The organism is Thiomicrorhabdus sp. zzn3 (assembly GCF_029767755.1).
Taxonomy (GTDB): Bacteria; Pseudomonadota; Gammaproteobacteria; order Thiomicrospirales; family Thiomicrospiraceae; genus Thiomicrorhabdus.
On sequence record NZ_JARUQS010000001.1, the window covers coordinates 755,858 to 773,338 of the forward strand.

At 48.9% G+C, this 17,481-nt stretch carries 13 protein-coding genes; 10 read left to right on the plus strand and 3 right to left on the minus strand.

What is annotated here, in order from left to right; translation table 11 throughout:
* The first annotated feature begins 25 nt into the window (after positions 1-25).
* The 5 genes from QCB44_RS03475 to QCB44_RS03495 all read left to right on the plus strand — a co-directional run bounded on the left by QCB44_RS03475 (position 26) and on the right by QCB44_RS03495 (position 9,023).
* Positions 26-1,156, plus strand: a complete 1,131-nt coding sequence (locus tag QCB44_RS03475; protein ID WP_279407941.1) for an outer membrane protein assembly factor BamC — start codon at positions 26-28, stop codon at positions 1,154-1,156.
* Positions 1,157-1,213: 57 nt separating this feature from the next.
* Positions 1,214-5,083 carry a phosphoribosylformylglycinamidine synthase gene (purL, locus tag QCB44_RS03480; RefSeq protein ID WP_279407942.1) on the plus strand — a complete coding sequence of 1,290 codons (3,870 nt, stop codon included), beginning with the start codon at positions 1,214-1,216 and terminating at the stop codon, positions 5,081-5,083.
* A 200-nt stretch (positions 5,084-5,283) separates the two neighbouring features.
* The gene (locus QCB44_RS03485) at positions 5,284-7,197 is read left to right on the plus strand and encodes a 5'-nucleotidase C-terminal domain-containing protein (protein WP_279407943.1); all 1,914 of its coding nucleotides are present in this window, start codon (positions 5,284-5,286) and stop codon (positions 7,195-7,197) included.
* A 212-nt stretch (positions 7,198-7,409) separates the two neighbouring features.
* Complete coding sequence (locus QCB44_RS03490) at positions 7,410-7,709, plus strand: c-type cytochrome (RefSeq protein ID WP_279407944.1); 300 nt, start codon at positions 7,410-7,412, stop codon at positions 7,707-7,709.
* 12 nt (positions 7,710-7,721) lie between these two features.
* On the plus strand, positions 7,722-9,023 hold the full coding sequence (locus QCB44_RS03495) for an NAD(P)/FAD-dependent oxidoreductase (protein WP_279407945.1): 1,302 nt from the start codon (positions 7,722-7,724) through the stop codon (positions 9,021-9,023).
* Between the two features lie 89 nt (positions 9,024-9,112).
* Here the strand turns inward: QCB44_RS03495 and QCB44_RS03500 are convergent, their stop codons facing one another.
* The 3 genes from QCB44_RS03500 to ettA are packed head-to-tail and all read right to left on the minus strand — an operon-like array spanning position 9,113 to position 12,253.
* Entirely contained in the window at positions 9,113-9,637 is a 525-nt protein-coding gene (locus QCB44_RS03500) for a DsrE family protein (protein ID WP_279407946.1), read from the minus strand.
* A 31-nt stretch (positions 9,638-9,668) separates the two neighbouring features.
* Positions 9,669-10,577: a GGDEF domain-containing protein gene (locus QCB44_RS03505; protein WP_279407947.1), complete on the minus strand. Its 909-nt coding sequence runs from the start codon at positions 10,575-10,577 to the stop codon at positions 9,669-9,671.
* Positions 10,578-10,582: 5 nt separating this feature from the next.
* Positions 10,583-12,253: an energy-dependent translational throttle protein EttA gene (gene ettA, locus QCB44_RS03510; RefSeq protein ID WP_279407948.1), complete on the minus strand. Its 1,671-nt coding sequence runs from the start codon at positions 12,251-12,253 to the stop codon at positions 10,583-10,585.
* Positions 12,254-12,452: 199 nt separating this feature from the next.
* Here ettA and glyA point away from each other — a divergent pair, with 199 nt between their 5' ends.
* The 5 genes from glyA (at position 12,453) to ribBA (ending at position 17,451) form a co-directional block, all read left to right on the plus strand.
* Positions 12,453-13,724, plus strand: a complete 1,272-nt coding sequence (gene glyA / locus QCB44_RS03515; protein ID WP_279407949.1) for a serine hydroxymethyltransferase — start codon at positions 12,453-12,455, stop codon at positions 13,722-13,724.
* Between the two features lie 244 nt (positions 13,725-13,968).
* Positions 13,969-14,448, plus strand: a complete 480-nt coding sequence (gene nrdR, locus QCB44_RS03520; protein ID WP_279407950.1) for a transcriptional regulator NrdR — start codon at positions 13,969-13,971, stop codon at positions 14,446-14,448.
* Entirely contained in the window at positions 14,445-15,608 is a 1,164-nt protein-coding gene (gene ribD, locus QCB44_RS03525) for a bifunctional diaminohydroxyphosphoribosylaminopyrimidine deaminase/5-amino-6-(5-phosphoribosylamino)uracil reductase RibD (RefSeq protein WP_279407951.1), read from the plus strand. The genes nrdR and ribD overlap by 4 nt, the downstream gene beginning before the upstream one ends.
* Before the next feature lie 35 nt (positions 15,609-15,643).
* Positions 15,644-16,294: a riboflavin synthase gene (locus QCB44_RS03530; RefSeq protein ID WP_279407952.1), complete on the plus strand. Its 651-nt coding sequence runs from the start codon at positions 15,644-15,646 to the stop codon at positions 16,292-16,294.
* Between the two features lie 38 nt (positions 16,295-16,332).
* A complete protein-coding gene (ribBA, locus tag QCB44_RS03535) occupies positions 16,333-17,451 on the plus strand; it encodes a bifunctional 3,4-dihydroxy-2-butanone-4-phosphate synthase/GTP cyclohydrolase II (protein ID WP_279407953.1) in 1,119 nt (372 codons plus the stop codon).
* The last annotated feature ends 30 nt before the right edge of the window (positions 17,452-17,481 follow it).

The following is a 17,481-nucleotide window of genomic DNA, read 5'->3' on the forward strand; positions in this document are numbered from 1 at the left end:
AAATTCAAGAGCAAAAGCCAATAAGATGCGTCCAACCAAAAGATTCTTACCTGTTGCACTGACTGCCGTCTCTCTTTCTGTTATGGGACTCAGTGGATGTTCTACTATTTCTAACTTGACCGGTTCGGATGGAGAGACGGATTATCGTGAAAGCGAAAGCCGTTTGGCCAAAAACCTTGAGATGCCGCCAAACCTATTTCATCCTTCTAAGAAGCAGCAAGAGATGGAAGTGGTATTTCAGGATTTTAAAGGACCTGAACAGCAAAATGATTTTATTCCAACCTATAAAACCGATGGGGTAAGCGTTAAGTCGAACCTTTCGGAGCGTTGGCTTGAGTTGGATACTGGCAACAGCGATCACGTGTGGGAAAGCATTAAACATTTCCTCAATACGCTGGGCATGAAAGTCGAGGAAGAGCGTAAAGACATCGGGATTATCAAAACCGAGTTTACTAAACGTACCGAATTGGTTCCTCTTAAAGATGTAGGCGTTCTGACGCGTTTGTTGAACAGTTGGCGTCCAGAACTGGCTGAAGGGATTTATGACCGTCTCGTTGCGCGCATTGAAACCGATCCGGCAACGAGTAAAACACGCGTGTATTTCCATCATCATATGGTGTACTCACCGGATACCAATGCTGAAATCAGTGGGGACGAACGCTGGCGTATTAAGCCTTATAATCCGCTGTTTGAAGCCGAGGCTTTATACCAGGCGATGATTTTCTTCGGTTCTTCAGCCGAGGTCGCGTTGGCTCAAGTGCAGGTAACCGGCAAAATGACCGAAGAATTTAACGGAGAGCAAGAGTTGGCAGGCCTGCTATTGCACGCCAATTTATCGCAAAGCTGGAACTATCTTCAGGCGATGGTTTACCGTGCCGACTGGCAAGTCGACAAGTCTGATCCAGGTGTTCACAAAATGTGGGTAAAAGTTCCTGACAGTGCGCGAAAAGATGATTCTTTGTTAGGCACATTGGCGTTCTGGAAGGACGACAGTGAAAAAATGCAGTTGCCTAAAATTGTCTTGCTGCAGCTGGAACAAGATACAGAACAACCTGACCGAAGCTACCTAACTGCGAAAGCGTTAGAAAATGACACGCCGCTGGATGAAGAGAAACGGAAATATCTCTTTGAAAAGTTGGGGTTACTGGGTCAATAGAATGAATGATTTTTACCCTCGAATTTCGGGGGTTTTTGTTTTTTGAAGGACACATCTATGCAGATTATTTGGGGAAAACCAGCACATTCAGAGTATCGACTGAATCAATTGTTAACGAAGTTACAAACCATCGGTCAAGTCGACGCGTTGCGCTCTCAGTATGTTTACTTTGTTGAAGTTAAGCAGGCCTTGTCTGAAACGGAAGAAAAACACCTTAAAACGCTGTTGAATAACAGTGAAGCGAATTTCGATTCTGAATTAAATGCAGCGAGCTGTATTGTCACGCCTCGTTTGGGCACCATTTCCCCATGGTCTTCCAAAGCAACGGATATTACCCATACATGCGGCATTGATGCCGTACAGCGCATTGAGCGAGGCATTGTTTATTTTATCGAAGGGGCTGATGAAACGGATAGAGCGGCCATGGAAGCGTTACTGCATGACCGTATGATGGAGCAGGTTTCCCATGATTTTGAGGTGCTAGCAGGTTTATTCTCTCATCAAACGCCTAAGCCGATGACCACGGTCGATGTGCTCGGCGGTGGCCGTGAAGCTCTGGTAAAAGCAAATGCCGAAATGGGGTTGGCCCTGAGTGATGATGAAATCGACTATCTGGTAGACGCGTTTACGGGTTTACAGCGTAATCCGGTGGATGCCGAATTGATGATGTTTGCGCAGGCGAACTCAGAGCACTGCCGCCACAAAATTTTCAATGCCGATTGGACGATTGATGGTGAAAACAAGGATCGTTCGCTATTCGGTATGATCCGCAATACTTATCAAAACAACCCTGAAGGGGTGCTTTCGGCGTACAGCGATAATGCCGCTGTTATCGAAGGGGCTAAAGCGACCCGTTTCTTCCCGGATCCTGAAAGCCGTCAATACGGCTACAGTGAAGAGCCTGTCCACTTCCAAATTAAGGTTGAAACACATAATCACCCAACGGCCATTTCACCTTGGCCGGGGGCCGCCACTGGTTCCGGTGGTGAGATTCGTGACGAAGGGGCAACCGGACGTGGTTCGAAGCCAAAGGCTGGATTGACTGGTTTTACGGTTTCTAACTTGAATATCCCGGGTTTTAAGCAGCCTTGGGAGCGTGATTATGGCAAGCCTGGTCGCATTGTTTCACCTTTTGAGATTATGATCGAGGGTCCATTAGGTGCAGCGGGCTTTAATAATGAGTTTGGCCGTCCTGCGATCAACGGTTATTTCCGTACTTACGAAAATGCGCAAATTACCCACGATGGTGAAGAGATTCGAGGTTACCACAAACCAATTATGCTGGCGGGGGGGCTGGGGAGTATTCGTGAAATGCATATCCAGAAAAACGATATTCCTGTCGGTGCCAAATTGGTTGTTTTGGGTGGTCCGGCGATGTTGATCGGTCTCGGTGGTGGAGCGGCTTCTTCCGTGGATAGCGGGGCCGGTGCAGAAGACCTGGATTTTGCCTCAGTACAGCGTGAAAACCCGGAGATGGAACGACGCGCGCAAGAGGTCATTGATCGCTGTACCTATTTGGGAGAAGCGTCGCCAATCGCATCGATCCATGATGTCGGTGCTGGTGGGCTGTCTAATGCGTTTCCTGAATTGGTCAACGATGCCGGCAAAGGGGCGATTTTTGATCTGCGCAAGGTACCAAACGATGAGCCGGGGATGTCGCCAATGGAGATTTGGTGTAACGAATCCCAAGAGCGTTATGTCATCGCCGTTTATCCGGAAAAAATTGCGGAATTTGAAGCCTTGTGTCAACGCGAGCGCTGCCCTTATGCCATTGTCGGGGAGGCGACCAAAGAGCAAAAATTGGTCGTAAACGATACCGTTTTCGATAACAACCCGGTGGATATGCCGTTGAACGTACTGTTAGGTAAGCCGCCTAAAATGCATCGTACGGTCGAGTCGCGCCCTTTGCCACAGCCTGGGTTTGAAACGGCGGTCATTAATTTGGAAGAAGCCACTGAGCGTCTATTGAAGTTGCCGACCATTGCCAGCAAGTCTTTCCTGATTACTATTGGCGATCGCACCATTACCGGTATGGTGACGCGTGATCAGATGGTTGGGCCTTGGCAGGTACCGGTGGCCAATGCCGGGGTGACCTGTTCGGACTATAAGGGCTATACCGGTGAAGCCATGGCTTCCGGTGAGCGCCCACCGGTGGCGTTGATTAACCCTAAAGCTTCGGCGCGTTTGTCCATTGCAGAAGCGATTACCAATATTGCCTGTGCCAAGATCAATAAAATCAGTGATATTAAGATCTCTGCAAACTGGATGGCGGCGGCGGGCCACCCTGGAGAGGATTCCGCACTTTATGATGCGGTTGAGGCCGTGGGGATGGAGTTGTGTCCGCAGTTGGGTATTGCCGTACCGGTGGGGAAAGATTCTATGTCGATGAAGACCGTCTGGAAAGAAGGGGGGCAAGATAAAGCGGTGATTTCGCCGGTTTCCTTGAATATCACCACCTTTGCGCCGGTTGAAGATGTGCGCAAAACGGTGACACCGCAGTTGCGTACCGACCTAGGCGATACAGCACTGCTAGTGATTGATTTGGGGCGCGGTCAGAACCGTATCGGCGCGAGCTGTCTGGCGCAAGTTTATAATCAGATTGGTGATGTCTCTGCCGATTTGGATGATGCACAGGACCTGATTAACTTGTTTGATGCCACGCAAAAAATGATGGCTGAAGCGCTGATGGTTGCATATCATGATCGAGCGGATGGCGGATTGTTGGTCACCTTGCTTGAAATGGCGTTTGCCGGTCACTGCGGTTTGGACGTGGATGTTTCCGCTCTGGGGAGTGAGCCGGTTGCGGCACTGTGTGCTGAAGAGATCGGTGTGGTCGTTCAGGTTAAGGCTGCGGACAAAGAGCGTGTTAATACCATTCTGGCGGAACACGATCTGGATGCGATGTCACACTGGATTGGCCAGCCAGCAAGCAACGACCAGATCACTATCGCTGCTCATGGTCAGACGCTATTAAGCAAGTCGCGTAAAACGTTGCAGGCCTGGTGGTCGGAGACCAGTTACCGCATGCAAGCGTTGCGGGATAACGAAGCCTGCGCACAACAAGAATTTGATGCGATCGAAAATGATCAGAATACCGAACTGACGGTTCATCTGACTTTTGATATTAATGACGACATTACTGCGGAGTTCACCGGTCAACCTCGACCCAAAGTGGCGATTTTGCGCGAGCAGGGCGTCAATGGTCAGCAGGAGATGGCGGCGGCGTTTGATCGTGCCGGTTTTGATGCGGTAGACGTGCATATGTCGGATGTCTTGTCAGGAGCGGTTAAGTTTGATGACTTCCGCGGGCTGGTGGCCTGTGGCGGTTTCTCTTACGGCGACGTTTTAGGCGCCGGTCGCGGTTGGGCTAACTCCATTCTCTTCAATGATACGGCGCGTTCGGAGTTTGAACACTTCTTCCAGCGTGAAGACACTTTTACCTTGGGCGTCTGTAACGGTTGTCAGATGCTGTCTAACTTGAAAGAGATTATTCCGGGTGCGGAAGCTTGGCCGCAGTTTGTGCGTAACCGCTCCGAGCAGTTTGAGGCGCGTTTCTCGTTGGTGGAAATTCAAGAATCCCCTTCTATTTTGTTAAAAGGGATGGAAGGCACGCGCATTCCGGTGGCGGTCGCTCACGGGGAAGGGCGGATGGAGTTTGTTGACGGTTCGTCACAGGATGTGGCAGGCCTGGTTGGCTTGCGCTACGTCGACGCGGCCGGCAACCCAACCGAAACCTATCCGTTTAACCCGAACGGCAGTGAAGGCGGAATGACTGGTCTGACCACCAAGGATGGTCGCGTCACGATTATGATGCCGCATCCAGAGCGCGTCTTCAGAACAGTTCAGAACTCGTGGCATCCAGATGATTGGTTGGAAGATGGGGCCTGGATGCGACTGTTCCGTAATGCACGTAAGTGGGTAGGATAATTCATTAAATAAATGAAAACCGGGTGCTTGATACGTAATTTATATTAGTGTTTTCTTATAAGTCTTTTCTTGGCTAGGATAACTTTAGTTTATTTGACTTTAAAACCCTGATTCTATAAATTTGTTTGACTTTAATTTCAGGCGATCGACCTTAGCGGGTACGGTTGGCAAATCTTAAAACTAAAACGGAGAGAGACCTAATGTCTTTAAATCGTCGTGAATTTTTACATGTAATGTCTATGGCAGCGGCTGCTGGGATGTTACCAGGTACTGCAAGTGCGATGTCTTCAGGGACCGATAAAGCGGCTCTTGCTAAAGCAACAGCAGAAATTTACAACCAGCCAATGAAAGGTAAGGTTCGTCTTCTGCACATTACGGATACACACGCGCAATTAAAGCCAATCTATTTCCGTGAGCCAAACGTAAACTTGGGTACAGGTCCTGCTTTTGGTAAATTGCCACACGTTGTTGGGACTAAGTTGATCAAAGAGTTGGGTATCCAAGAAGGTACGCCTCTTGCGCACGCTTTCACATACCTGAACTTCCAAGATGCTTCTGAGCAATACGGTAAAGTCGGTGGTTTCGCGCACGTTAAAACTCTATTGGACAAGCTGCGTGAGCAAGCCGGTGGTCGCGATAACACTTTGACCATGGATGGTGGAGACTTGTGGCACGGTTCTGGTACGGCCCTATGGACGCGTGGTGCGGACATGGTTGAAGCCTCTAACCTGTTGGGTGTGGATATCATGACTGGTCACTGGGAATTTACCTACACTGAAGAAGAAGTTCTGCGTAACCTGAACAACTTCAAGGGTGAGTTCCTGGCGCAAAACATTCGTATCAAAGAAGACTCTCTGTTTGGTGATGCATACCGTGAAATGGTTGACCGTCATAACGGTACTGGTCTATTTGACGAAGATGAAGCGCGTGCCTTCAAACCATACACGATCAAGATTGTTAACGGTGAGCGTATCGCCGTTGTTGGTCAAGCTTTCCCACGTACGGCTAACGCTAACCCGCAATCGAACTTCCCGGATTGGTCATTCGGTCTTCGTGAAGATGCGTTGCAAGAGTTGGTTGCGGATATCCGTGAAAACGAAAAACCAGCTGCGGTTGTGATGATTTCTCACAACGGTATGGATGTTGATATCAAGATGGCTTCTCGTGTTAGCGGTATCGATGCGATCTTCGGTGGTCACACTCACGATGGTATTCCTAAGACAATCAATGTTAAGACTCCTGAAGGTGGCGTATGTTACGTAACTAACGCTGGTTCTAACGGTAAATTCGTTGGTTGCATGGACTTGGATATCCAGAACGGCAAGTTGAAAGGGGTTGATTACAAGCTATTGCCAGTGTTCTCAAATATTTTGGATGCTGACAAAGAAGTGACTACATTCATCGATCACCTGTATGCACGTAAGTATGACACCAACATCATCGAATCACGTAACCCTGATAACTACTACAGCAAAGAGCGTCTAGGAAAAACTTACGGAGAAATCTTGAGTGAAGAACTGGCGGTAGCTGAAGATACTTTATACCGTCGTGGTAACTTCATGGGTACGTGGGACCAAATCATTGTAAACTCTCTACGTGAAGAGCACGACGCGCAAATCGCCATGTCTGCCGGTGTTCGTTGGGGTACTTCAGTACTAGCGGGCGAAACCATTACGATGGAACGCGTTATGGATGAAACGTCTATGACTTACGGTGAAACTTATAAGTCTGAAGTGACGGGTGCTCAAATGAAGGATATCCTAGAAGGTATCTGTGAGAACTTGTTCCAAAAAGACCCATACCTGCAATCTGGTGGTGATATGGTTCGTCTAGGTGGTATGGACTACACTTGTGAACCTAATGCGACTCTAGGTAACCGTATTTCTGATATGCGTTTGGATGACGGTACACCACTTGAGCCAAACAAAACTTATACTGTTGCTGGCTGGGCGCAAGTTGAAGCGGTCGGTGAAGGTCGCCTGATGTGGGACGTTGCCGCTGATTACCTACGTCGTCATAAAGGTGATATGAAGCTTAAGAAGGTTAACCATCCTAAGCTTAAAGGTGTTAAAAATAACCCTGGTATCGAAGCATACCCAGGTGAAATGGCTTAATTCCCAATTAAGTTTAATGCCTCCAAAAAAGCCGGCTTTATGCCGGCTTTTTTGTTTTTTGTCTTTATGAAATATTCCATAAATCCATTAAGGTTTCTTAAATGCGGATATAAATTTAATTTATTGGTTTTGATGTGGTATTTCTATTGGATGCCTGAGAGTGAATCTTTTATAGTCCGACTGCAACATTAATATAAGGAAAATATAATACTATGATAAAAAGAAAATTAATCGTTGCCGGGCTACTGACAATCGCAGCGCTGCCCGCGTCTGCGGTAGACCGCGGTGAATTGTTGGCAAATAGCTGCTTCTCCTGCCATGGATATGATGGTAAGGCAACCGGAGGGGCCATTCCTCCTTTGGGTGAATACCCAGCGTCTCTCATTGTTTCGCAAATGAAAGCCTATCGCGACGGCACCCGCAATGGGACGATTATGAACCGCCATGCACGCGGCTACACCGATGAGGAGATTGAATTACTTGCAAAATACATTGGCAAGCAAGGCATTTAAGGAGGCAATGGTATGAGTCAAAATAAACATTCAGTTTCACGCCGTAACTTATTACGTTTGAGTGCAGCCGGTCTAGCCGTTCCTTCAGCCTTGTTGAGTGCCGCTTGCAGTCGCGAAATGACGCGTAAAGGTGAGGGGGAAGTGGTGGTTATCGGCGGAGGGTTTGGTGGTGCCGCTGCAGCCAAATATTTAAAGCGTTACAACCCAAAAATTAATGTCACCTTGATCGAACCCAAGAAAGCGTATGTGACCTGTCCGGCCTCCAACTGGGTCATTGGCGGTTTGGTTGAGATGGAAGAAATTACCCATACTTATGACGGCTTAAAGAAACATGGCGTGAATGTGATGCATGAAGTGGTCAGCAGCGTTGATCCTCAGAAGCGAGTGGTAACGCTTTCAGATGGCCAAAAAGTGAATTACGATCGTTTGATTGTTTCACCAGGAATTGATTTCAAATGGGGTGTGCATGAAGGTGTCGATGAAGACGTAGCGAATATCATTCCACACGCATGGAAGGCTGGAGATCAGACGCGTTTGTTACGTGATCAATTACGTTCAATGCGTCAGGGCGGTACTTTTGTCATGGTGGCTCCGCCAAATCCTTTCCGTTGTCCTCCGGGCCCCTATGAGCGTGCTGGTATGGTGGCGCATTACTTGTCAAAGCACAATCCGACCGCGAATATTCTGATTTTGGATCAGAAAAACAAATTCTCGAAACAGGCGCTGTTTATGGAAGGTTGGCGCAATAACTACGGTCAAATGATTGAGTGGGTTGCCGCCATGGACGGTGGTACGGTGTTTGGCATTGATGTCGCGAATAAAATCATCGATGCAGACTATGGAGAGGTTAAGGCGGATGTGATTAACTACATTCCGGCACAAAAAGCCGGCGTTTTGGCCGATCAGATGGGGTTAACGGATGAGTCCGGTTTCTGTCCGGTTAATCAACAGACTTTTGAATCCAAGGTGCATCACAATATTCATGTCATTGGAGATGCCGCTATGGCCGGTCCCATGCCTAAGTCAGGGCATTCCGCAGTCAGTCAGGCCAAAATTTGTGCGGCCAATGTCGTCCAGTCTTTGGCAGAATTAGACCCCATTTCGGCTAAGAACGCTAATACCTGCTATTCGTTGATCACTCCTGATTATGCGATTTCGGTGGCGGCCGTTTACGATGTGAAAGATAAGCAAATTGTCCCAGTAGAGGGGGCCGGTGGTGTTTCTCGAATGAATGCCAGTCTGCAAGAGTATCGTATGGAAGCCAACTATACGCGTGGTTGGTACAAGAGTATTACCGACGAAGTTTGGGGTTAGTCCAAAATAACCATGCTTCAAACCAAAAAGCCCGCATTAATGCGGGCTTTTTGGTTGAACAGGCTTGTTCAGTGTTTGAGGCTTAAATATTACTGAACTTTTAAGTAGGCATAGCCTTCACTTTGCAGTATGGCAATTTTAGCGACGCCGGAAGGTGCGAACTGAATGCCTTTGTACACTTTTTCACGTGGCAGGCCAACTTCATCACGGGTTTTGTCGCAGAGGTGGACTTTTACGCCACGTACATTGATGAGCGCATCCAGGCGGCCTTTCAGTTCCGCACGGCGTTCCACTAATGGCTTGTCAGCTTCATACGGCGTGCCTTTAAGGTCGTCATCTGTTGCAAAGCGCAATCCATAACCGACAAATACCAAATGCACTTCGGGTTCCATCAATTCCGATTCATAAAAGTTGAGAATGTTGTTGATAGAGGTCAGGGTGGCGGAATAACGCGTCGGATCTTTAAAATCGACATGATAAACTACCTTGGCCCCGTCATCCGCCGCTTGAGCCATGGTTGAAAACCCCAGTAGCGTCGCGAAAGTGACTAGGCCTGCCCAGAATAAAGCCTTGACACGCTGTTTGAAAAATTGTGTTTTGGTTTTAAATGACATAGCAGGCCTCCTTTGGCTTTGGATTGGACGATTACAGGATTTTGGTGATTTCACGTGACTTGGCGATAGATTGAATGGCTTCATTCACGCGTTTAAATAGGGCGTGACTGTCTTCTGACGGATCGCGCAATTCGGTAATGCCGGCTTGACTGGTTAGGCAGGTGGAAACATTCTCTTCCAGTTTGATTGTCTGTGCCGAGATCGTTTCCTGGGCCAGCTTGGCGATGCGGAAAGCATCCACCGCTTTGACTTCAGGCAGTACCACCATAAATTGATCGCAACTAAGGCGTCCGACATAGCCTAAATCCTTAACGACGGTTTCAATGGCGTGAGCTGCGGTAAGAATCGCTTTGTCGCCCATTTCGTGACCGTAGCCGTCGGTAATGCGTTTAAAGCAATCCAAGTTGATTTTGATGAATGACAGGGCCTTATTGTTCAGTTTGGCTTTGTTCAGCTCTTCATCCACAATGCCTAGGAAAAAGTCACGGTTATACAGGTTGGTCAACGGATCAGTAGAGGAGAGGTGTTCAATCTGTTCCTCCATGTGCTTGCGGCTGGTGATATTGATCGCCAGCCAGATGACCGCTGGTTGTCCATACGCATCCGAATCGATTGGGTAGATGCGTGCCTCATACCACTGTCCACCGGCAGGACCTTCGGCAACGCCATTGACGTCGGCATTGGCAAGCTGATATTCAATCTCCTGAAGTTGACCCGTTGAGATGGATTTTTGTACTACCTTTAAAAAGCGCTCGGCCATTTTTTCCGGCAATACATCAAAATAAGTTTTACCGATCAAGCTCGAACCGTCCGCATAAAGGCTGCGTTCCTGACCGCCGATGATATCCAGATAAGTGCCGTCCTGGCCCATGACAAAAATCGGGTCGGGCATGGCGTTGGCTATCGCAATCAGATGAGAGTTTACATTGGTTTCTATCATGGCGCTCAGTCCTTGCTAATCGGTTTGTATTTGATACGGTGAGGTTGTGCGGCTTCGGCCCCTTTGCGGCGCTTCAGGTCGTCTTCGTAGTCTGAGAAGTTTCCTTCAAACCACTCGACATGCGAATCCCCTTCAAAAGCAAGAATATGGGTGGCGATACGGTCCAGGAACCAGCGGTCGTGGGAGATGACAACAGCACAGCCGGCAAACTCCAGTAAGGCTTCTTCCAGGGCGCGCAGAGTTTCCACATCCAGATCGTTGGTGGGTTCATCCAGTAGCAGGACGTTTCCACCGCTGCGCAGGGTTTTGGCCAAATGCACACGGTTACGCTCACCACCTGACAGTTGACCAATCTTTTTCTGCTGATCGCCACCACGGAAATTAAAGCGACTGCAATACGCGCGTGAATTGAACTCTGTATTGCCCACCATAAAGACATCATCACCGCCGGAAATCTCTTCCCAAACCGTATTGTTGTCGTTTAATGCATCGCGGCTCTGATCGACATAGGATAGCTGTACGGTTTCACCGAATTCGATGCTTCCGGAATCGGGCTGTTCCTGGCCGGTGAGCATACGGAACAGGGTGGATTTACCCGCCCCGTTAGCCCCGATAATCCCGACAATGCCTCCTTGAGGCAGACGGAAGGTCAGGTCATCAATTAACAATCGGTCGCCAAAGCCTTTTGAAATGTGATTTACTTCAATCACTTTTTCACCCAAACGTTCAGCTACCGGAATGTAGATTTCATTGGTTTCGTTGCGTTTTTGGTGTTCCTGACTGCTCAGTTCCTCAAAGCGTGCCAGACGCGCTTTGGATTTGGCGTGTCGGCCTTTCGGGTTGGAACGTACCCACTCCAACTCGTTTTTCATGGTCTTAATGCGAGCGGCTTCGGTTTTGGCCTCCTGTTCCAGGCGTTTCTCTTTCTGTTCCAGCCAGGATGAGTAGTTGCCTTGATATGGAATCCCTTCGCCGCGATCCAGTTCCAGGATCCATTCCGCCGCATTGTCCAGGAAGTAACGGTCATGGGTGATGGCCACTACGGTACCAGGAAATTCCAGCAAGAAACGTTCTAACCAGGCGATGGATTCGGCATCCAAGTGGTTGGTTGGCTCATCGAGCAGCAGCATGTCCGGTTTTTCAAGCAGCAGTTTACACAGTGCGACGCGACGGCGCTCACCGCCGGAAAGTTTCGTGACATCGGCATCCCATGGTGGCAGGCGCAGTGCGTCGGCGGCAATATCTAGAGTCCGTTCGATGTTGTGGCCGTCTTTGGCTTGGATCAGGTCTTCGATTTCGGCCTGTTTTTTAGCCAGTGCATCAAAGTCCGCATCGGGTTCGGCGTAAGCGGCATAGACTGCATCCAGCTCGGCCAGCGCCTCTTTTACGTCAGCCACGGCTTCCTCAACGTTGCCACGGACGTCTTTACTTTCGTCAAGTTGCGGTTCCTGAGGCAGATAGCCGATTTTAATCCCCGGCTGTGGGCGGGCTTCCCCTTGAATGTCGGTATCGATGCCGGCCATGATTTTGAGCAGAGTCGACTTACCTGCTCCATTCAGACCCAAAACACCGATTTTGGCACCAGGAAAAAAGGAAAGAGAGATGTCTTTTAAGATGTAGCGTGAAGGTGGTACCACCTTGCTGACGCGATTCATGGTGTAAACAAATTGAGCCATGTTGTGTCGTTGTTCCTAATTGGTTCTTTTAATCAAATAAATTTAAGCAACTTTACCGAAAAAACCGTGCTTTATAAAGTGAAAGTGGCCATTGCGTGAATAAGAAATCTAAATCGCTGTATTAGCGTGGTTATTTGCGTTAAAAACAGTTAAAATTCTTTTCTTTGAACTCTTTAAATTCTGAGATGGAGAACCATTCATGTTCACAAAGTCTATGACCATTGCCGGTTTCGATGATTTGATTGCAGACGCGATTCAGAACGAAGAAAAGCGTCAGGAATCCCACATTGAGTTAATTGCTTCGGAAAACTACACCAGTCCGAGAGTAATGGAAGCACAAGGCTCTTGTTTTACCAACAAGTATGCTGAAGGTTATCCTGGCAAGCGTTATTACGGCGGTTGTGAATATGCGGATATCGTCGAACAAGCGGCGATTGACCGTGCTAAAGAGTTGTTTGGTGCCGACTATGCAAACGTTCAGCCTCACTCCGGTTCTCAGGCGAATGCTGCCGTGTATATGGCATTGTGTGAGCCCGGCGATACGGTGTTAGGGATGAGTTTGGCACACGGCGGTCATTTGACGCACGGTTCTCATGTGAGTTTCTCAGGAAAAATTTACAACGCAGTTCAGTACGGAATTGATCCGGTTACCGGTCAAATCGATTATGACGAAGTTCAGCGTTTGGCAGACGAGCACAAGCCAAAAATGATCATTGGTGGCTTCTCTGCCTACTCTCAAGTGATTGATTGGGGTAAATTCCGTGAGATTGCCGATTCGGTCGGTGCTTACCTATTTGTCGATATGGCGCACGTTGCGGGTCTGGTTGCGGGTGGTGTTTATCCCAACCCGGTTCCGTTTGCGGATGTGGTGACGACAACGACACATAAAACGCTTCGCGGTCCCCGTGGTGGCCTGATTTTGGCAAAGTCCAACCCGGAACTGGAGAAGAAATTGAACTCGGCCATTTTCCCAGGTGGACAGGGTGGTCCTTTGGTTCATGTGATGGCGGCCAAAGCGGTGGCGTTCAAAGAGTGTTTGGAGCCAGGTTGGAAAACCTACTGCGAAAACGTCGTCAAGAACGCTAAGGCCATGGCGAAAGTCTTTATGGAGCGTGGTTGTGACGTGGTTTCGGGCGGAACTGAAAACCACTTGTTCCTGGTGAGCCTGATTGAAAAAGGCTTGACCGGTAAGCTGGTGGACGCTGCGTTGGATGCGGCACATATCACGATTAACAAAAACTCCGTGCCTAACGATCCGATGTCTCCGTTTGTCACCAGTGGTATTCGTGTTGGAACCGCTGCCGCAACCACGCGCGGTTTTGATGAAACCGACTGCACCAATCTGGCGACGTGGATGTGCGATGTGATTGATGCTTGTGATCAAGAAAATGAAACTTGGGATGAAGCGGTCATTGCTGAGGTTCGTGAGAAAGTGTCTGCGTTGTGTCAGGCTAAACCGGTTTATAAGTAATTCGGTTTCAGATGGGAAAATGACTTGTACTTATCTGACAAGTCATTCATGCTTAAAAGCCACCAGGCCTGGTGGCTTTTTAGTATGTATAGGTTTATAAATAAATAGTTGTTTTATATGAATGTTTTATCGTTTTCGTTGCGGTTTTTAATTGTTCCTTCTTTAAAAAGCGGAAAACGTTTTTATAAAGTATCTAATTGATAAGGTCTTCCTAGAAGATTGTTTGCAATGACGAGGTTGGGTTATGCATTGTCCGTTTTGTAACGCACCAGATACCAAGGTGGTCGATTCCCGTCTGGCGACAGAAGGCACGCAGGTACGTCGCCGCCGTGAGTGTCTACAATGCGGTGAACGTTTTACAACCTATGAGTCCGCGGAACTTTCTTTACCGCGCGTCGTGAAAAGCGATGGTAACCGTGAACGTTTTGATGAACAGAAGATTCGCCGAGGTTTGATCAAGGCGTTAGAAAAACGTCCGGTCGAAAGTGACGCGATCGATAAGATTATTTCGCAGATGACCAAACGCTTGATGGCGGAAGGGGTGCGAGAAATCCCTTCTTCTCAGCTGGGTGAATGGGTGATGGAGGCGCTGCGTGAATTGGATCAGGTCGCCTATGTGCGTTTTGCCTCGGTGTATCGTTCGTTTCAGGATGTGAACGCCTTCCGTGAAGAGATTGAACGTTTGGTGCAGGCGACCACGGCGCAAAGGGACAATAGCGGATGATGGCCGAACCTTTTTCCGAGCAGGATCAACGCTTCATGGCGCTGGCGATTGAGCTGGCAAAAAAAGGGCTCTATTCCACCAAGCCCAATCCAGCCGTCGGCTGTGTGCTGACTAGAGGTGACAAGATTGTTGGTCAGGGTTGGCACAGACAAGCGGGAGAGCCGCATGCCGAACGTGTCGCTCTGGCGGAAGCCGGTAGTCTGGCTGAAGGGGCGACTGCCTATGTGACATTGGAGCCGTGTTCGCATTACGGGCGGACACCGCCCTGTGCGGACGGTTTGGTGGAGGCTGGTGTGGCGCGTGTGGTGATTGCCATGCAGGACCCCAATCCTTTGGTTGCTGGTGGCGGTATGCAAAAATTGCAGGCGGCCGGCATTCAGGTTGAAGTGGGTCTTATGGAAGATGAGGCCAGAGCATTGAATCCGGGATTTATTCAGATGATGGAAAAAAAACGTCCTTTTGTACGCTTGAAAATGGCCAGCAGCCTGGATGGTCGAACGGCCATGGCGAATGGTGAAAGTCATTGGATTACCGGTGAGTTGGCACGTCAGGAAGTGCATAAACTTAGGGCGCGCAGCGGAGCGATCATTACCGGGATCGGGACGGTGCTGGCGGACGATCCCTGTCTGAATGTCCGTCTTGCCGACGAGCTATTGGCTGAAATGCATCTGACGGCGGACTCATGCCATCCGTTGCGTGTGGTGCTTGACCCGAATTTGAGTATGCCGCTTAATGCCAAAATGTTGGGCTTGCCGGGCAGAACCATTGTCATGACCTCCAAGGAGACGGTGGAACGCGATGGCGAAGCCGCAGAGAGCGTACTCTCTGCTGGAGCAGAATTGGTTGCGGTCTCGGCGGAAGAGGATCGTTTGGATATTGATTCGGTTTTACGTTATTTGGCGGAAGAAGAATCGATTCGAGAAGTGATGGTTGAATCGGGCGCAATTGTGGCCGGGGCCTTTATTCAAGCCGGCGTGGTGGATGAGTTACACAGTTTTGTTGCCCCGATCCTGATGGGAGATCAGGCGCGCCCAATGTTCGTGCTTCCTGGATTGGAACGCATGCAAGATAAGGTGCCGTTTAAAATTGAATCAGTGACGCCGTTCGGGGAAGATGTGCGACTGATTTTAAAACCGAAAACGATTGAAGTAAGTGAATAAAGCAAGCAGGCCTGTTTGTTTTTAGAAGGTGGTAAATGTTTACAGGAATCATTCAAGCGGAAGGTAAGATTGAAAAAATCGAACCGCGTCAAGGCGATTGGCGAGTTACCATTCATACCGGCAAGCTCGATATGAGTGATGTGGCTTTAGGCGACAGTATTGCCGCAAACGGTATCTGTCTGACGGCGATTGAGTATAGCGAGCACAGTTATACTGCAGATGTGTCGGCCGAAACCTTGTCTGTGACCACGGCCGGAGAGTGGAAAAAAGGCACGCCGGTGAACCTGGAAAAAGCGTTACGCTTACAGGATCGACTCGGTGGCCACTTGGTCAGTGGCCATGTGGACGGTGTGGGTGAGGTGAAGTCGATTCAACAGGACGCGCGTTCTTGGCGTTATCAGATTGAGGCCCCTAAGGCGCTTTGCAAATATATTGCGGCCAAGGGTTCCATTTGTATCAATGGCATCAGTCTTACGGTTAACAAGGTCGAAGATTGCACATTTGATGTGAACATTGTACCGCACACGCGCCAAGAAACGACCATCAAGCACTTTAAAGAAGGGACAAAAGTGAACCTTGAAGTGGACCTGTTGGCACGTTATCTGGAAAGAATGCTCTCTGCGAGCCAGCCTGAAAAAGAAACGAAGATTACCGCCAGCTTTTTAGCGGAAAATGGGTTTAAATAACCGCTTTACTCAAGAATCAATGAACAACGGACGATAAGATGCAGCTGAATACCATCGAAGAACTGATTGAAGATTACAAGCAAGGCAAAATGGTCATTTTGATGGATGACGAAGATCGCGAAAACGAAGGTGATCTTTTGGTGCCTGCGGAAACCGTCACCGCTGAAGATATCAATTTCATGGCACGCTATGGACGTGGCCTGATCTGTTTGACGATGACGCGCGAGCGTTGTAATCAGCTGCATCTGCCTTTGATGGTGCGCGACAATACCGATCCGCACGGCACCAACTTCACGGTTTCCATTGAGGCGGCCGAAGGGGTGACCACCGGTATTTCGGCCGCAGACCGCGCGGTGACAGTGCGTACCGCAGTGGCAAAAGACGCAGGGCCGTCGGATATCGTGACCCCAGGCCATATTTTTCCGCTCATGGCCCAGCCCGGTGGCGTATTGACGCGTGCCGGACATACCGAAGCGGGTTGCGATTTGGCGCGTTTAGCCGGTTTTGAAGCGGCTTCGGTGATTGTCGAGATTATGAATGAAGACGGTTCTATGGCGCGTCGTGACGACCTGGAAACCTATGCTCAACAACACGGGTTAAAAATCGGAACCATTGCCGATTTGATCCAGTATCGGTTGCAACATGAAAAAACGATCGAGCGGGTTTCCGAATGCAAATTGCCGACGGAGTTCGGTGAGTTTAAATTAATCGGTTATCAGGATGTTGTTGAGCATAAAGCCCATTTTGCTTTGGTGTATGGGCAGGTTGATCCGCAACAGTCCACCGCGGTGCGGGTGCATATGCTGGATACGCTGTGTGATGTTTTCGGTTCCACCCGCGGAGAATGTGGATGGTCCTTGCAAAAGGCGATGAAACAAATCGTTGAAGAGGGCTGTGGTGCAATTGTCGTTTTACGCAAGCACGAAGAGGCGGGCGAGTTACTGGATAAAATCCAGCAATTCCAAATGAAGGATATGGGGATTAAGGCGCCGGAACGTCACACGGAAGATGATATGAAAACCTATGGGTTGGGCGCACAGATCATCGCTGACCTGAACATCAAAAAGATTAAGGTGATCGGTTCGGCGTGGCGAATGAATGCTTTGAGCGGTTTCGGTTTGGAAATTACGGAAGTCTTGCCTAAAAAGGATGGTTAAGCTAGGTAATTTTCAACTTACCGGACAAAT